Raw genomic sequence first — 3,551 nt, 5'->3', positions numbered from 1 at the left:
CTCCGGGAGCCGGAAGGGCTTCTCTCCGCCTTTCCTGAAATTGCATCTCATTTGTAAACAAAGAATTGACGTCGCAGACGGTGTAAAATCGGGCCCCCTGACATCACGTGCCGCGGGCTGACTTGCATCCACGGCATCCTTCAGGTATTTTCGGACTCACCGTTTAAAGAGTTCGAGCGTCCGGCCCCAGAATCAACTCTCAGAGATCCCGATCGTCCAATGCGTCCCGACCGAGGAAAGACCCCTCCCTTTCTAAGTCCGTCTGCCCTGTCACGGGCAGACCGCGAAAGCGGGACTCCGGAAATAACCGGAGGCCCGGGGGATACTTTTATTCACCCCCTCGGTGCATCCGACGCACTGGTATCGTCCCGCACGTCCGTCACGCCCGCGGCCTCCCGGGAGGAGTCCCGGCAGGCGTTCTCGTGGTACGACGGAACCTGGCCCCACGAACTCGAGGGCGCCGTCGAGCCCGATCCGGAGGTGAGCTTCGGTCGGCTCGCGAACGGCCTGCGCTGGGCGGTGATTCCCAATTCGAAACCGCAGGGGCGTCTTGCGATCCGTCTCTGCGTGCAGGCGGGCGCCCTGATGGAGGAGCCGCACGAACTCGGCGCGGCGCACTTCCTCGAGCACATGGCATTCCGCGGCTCGAGAAACTTCCCCGCCGGATCGCTGATCCCCTTCTTCCAGAAGCACGGCATGAGTCTCGGCGACGACACGAACGCCCAGACCTCCATGACGGAGACCGTCTACAAGCTGAGCCTCGCCGACGCGTCCGACCGGACGCTCGCCGAGGGTCTCGGGATTCTGCGCGACATCGCCGACGGCCTGCTTCTTGATCCCGCCCAGATCGAGGAGGAGCGCGGGGTCATCCTCGCCGAGAAACGCGCGAGGAACACCGAGGACCTGGAGATCACCCGCGCCTGGAAGCGCTTCATCTTCGGCGAGTCGCGCTACGGCCGCGAGCTGATCGGCTCCGAGGAGACCGTCTCGCTCGCCGACTCGGCGAGTCTGCGCGCCTTCTACGAAAAGTGGTACGTCCCCGGGCGCATGGTGATCGTGCTCGCCGGCGAGGCGGATCCCTGGCGCGTCTCCATGTTGGTCGAGGAGATCTTCGGGAGCATGCCCGCGTCGGCGCTCCCCGCCGTGGAGAGCATCGGCGAATTCGACACCGCGCCCGGCGTCCGCGTTCTCGTGCAGAAGCGCCCCGTGACGAACACCTCCGTCTCGATCGCGCAGTTTCATCCGAAATACCCCGTGGGCGACACGGAGACCCGGCAGCGGGTGCAGTTCGTCAACTGGCTCGGCCGCATCGCCGTGAGCCGCCGTCTCTCGGCGCTCCGCGAGAAGGATCCCACGCTGTGGGTGGGCGCCGGCTTTCATGACGGCCGCCTCGCGCTGCTCGCGCCCATGGTGCAGCTCATGGCCAACACCCGCGGTGACGGCTGGAGGAGGGCGCTCGAGGCGCTCGAGACCGAGCGGCGCCGCGCCATCACCCACGGTCTCACCCTCTCCGAGGTGGAGACGATCCTCGCCGAGATCGACTCCTCGCTCGAGCGCGTCGTCGGACAGCGCTCCGCCTCGACGAACGAGGAGCTCGCCGACGGCTTCATCAGCGCGCTTGACCGCGCGCTCGTCTACACCTCGCCCGTGCAGGATCTTGAACGCTGGCGGCGCATCCGCGACACCATCACGGTCGAGGAGGCCTCCCAGGCCGTGCGCGAGGCGTTCTCCCCGGACAGCTTCCGCATCCGCATCTCCGGCGCCACGACCGCGACCGAGAGAGAGGTGCTCGACGCCTGGCGCGAATTCCAGCGCCGGACCGTCGCCGCCCCCGAGGACACCTGCCAGGCGCTCTTCCCCTATCTCGGAGAGCCCCCGGAGGCTCCCGCCCCCGTGCTCACGGCCACGACCGTGGGCGCTCCCTCGCTCGGCATCGTCCGCCACGAGGCGGTGCTCGGGAACGGCCTGCGGCTCGTCCTCGTGCCGCTTCCCTTCGAGAAGGGCACCGTCTCGGCGACGCTCGTCTTCGGCGACGGCCTTCTCGGCGTCCCGGACGAGGAGACGCCGGTCGCGCGCACCGCGCTCATGGTGCTCGGCAACCAGGGCGTCGGCCGGCTCACACGGCTCGAGAACACGAAGCGCTTCGGCGCACGGGGCCTGATGACGGGCGAGACGGCCTCGACCCGCTGGAGCGAGATCGTCGGCGTCGCGCAGCGCGACGACGCGGTGCTGCTCCTCGAGGCGATGCGCACCCGGTTCCTCGACCCGGTGCTCACGGACACGAACCGCCTCAAGATGATCGAGGGGCTGAGCGAATCCGCCTTCAAGCGCAACGACACCGTTCCCGGCGTCGTGCGCAGCCGCCGCATGCACTGGTTCGCCGGGGAGCCTGTCCGCGTAAAGCCCCTCGAGCCCGGGGAGGCCGCCGCGGTCCCGCTCGAGGCGATGCGCCGCTATCTCGCGGATCTGCGCACCCGCGGCGACAGGACGCTTCTCGTCACGGGCGACTTTGATCTTCCGACGGTCGCGAAGGAAGCGGCGCGCCGGTTCGGGAGCCTCGCCGCCCCGAAGGCGCCGCGCTCGCTCCTCGGCGTCATGCCGCGCTTCCCCGCGGAGCTTGAGAAGGAAGTGGTCGTGGAGAACGATCACCTCGGCAAGGCCGTGGTGATGCTCGCCTGGAGGCTTGACCTCACGGACCCGGCCGACCGCCGCACGAGGGTTGCGAGAAACCTTCTGACGGCCGTGGCCGGCGAGCGTCTCCGCCGCCGGATCCGCGAGGAGCTCGGTGTCTCCTACAGCCCGGACTGCCTCTCGGCGGAATTCCCCGAGATGGACGGGTTCGGACTGATCTTCATGCAGGCCGAGACCGACACCGCCTCGCTCAGCCGTGTCCGCGCCTCGATGGAGGCGATCGCACGGGACCTGCGGGATAAGGGCGTCACGGAGCAGGAGCTTGAGCTCCAGAAGGAGCCGATGCTCACGGCCTGGCGCACGAACCTCTCCTCCAACCGCTGGTGGACGGGGATCCTGCTCTCCGAGCTCACGCTCGGACTCCCCTGGTCAGAGTGGGTCTGCACCACGGACGAAATGATCAGCTCGGTCACGGCCGGGGAAGTTAACCGTGAGGCGGCGGCCGTCTTCTCCACCGCGTGCGCCGCCTTCACCGTCCGCTCGGGCAGCAGCGACGCGACCGTCTCGATCGAGCGCCCCGGGCGCAGCTGAGCCCGCGCGGCGGACCGCCTCACCTCTGGAGGTGAGGACCGGCGAATGCGGATCCGTTTATCATTTTCCCCGAAGTTATTACACAGATCGCTCCGGGCAAAATCTGACTTTCATTTCAGGCATTATCTGACTGTTTGACTCATGGACGTCCGGCCTGATAGGATTCAACGCTGTCCCCGGCGGCTTCATGCACTCTCTGCGGACCTGAAGACCTGCTGAAGAAGGAGAGGGACGGAAAGAAAATATTATCCCGGTCGGTGATCGGAAAAGGCCCTGAAAAATGTCTCTGATGGATATCCTGCGAGGGAACAGGAACAAAAGCGAATTCG

General features: G+C 66.9%; 2 protein-coding genes. One reads left to right on the top strand and one right to left on the bottom strand.

Features of this window, described 5'->3' with window-relative positions; all coding sequences use genetic code 11:
* Nucleotides 1–480: 480 nt before the first annotated feature.
* Nucleotides 481–3,222, top strand: coding sequence for a pitrilysin family protein (locus tag Q4F91_RS13160; RefSeq protein WP_303338188.1), 2,742 nt, complete (start codon nt 481–483; stop codon nt 3,220–3,222).
* Nucleotides 3,223–3,361: 139 nt separating this feature from the next.
* On the opposite strand, the gene Q4F91_RS13155 is transcribed toward Q4F91_RS13160, so the two are convergent.
* The coding region (locus Q4F91_RS13155; RefSeq protein ID WP_303338187.1) for a hypothetical protein at nt 3,362–3,551 on the bottom strand (190 nt) is incomplete at its 5' end.

It is taken from the genome of Sutterella sp. (genome assembly GCF_030539355.1).
GTDB lineage: Bacteria > Pseudomonadota > Gammaproteobacteria > Burkholderiales > Burkholderiaceae_F > Sutterella.
The sequence above is the reverse complement of the archived record's forward strand: the minus strand, read 5'-3'. Positions and strand labels throughout refer to the sequence as shown.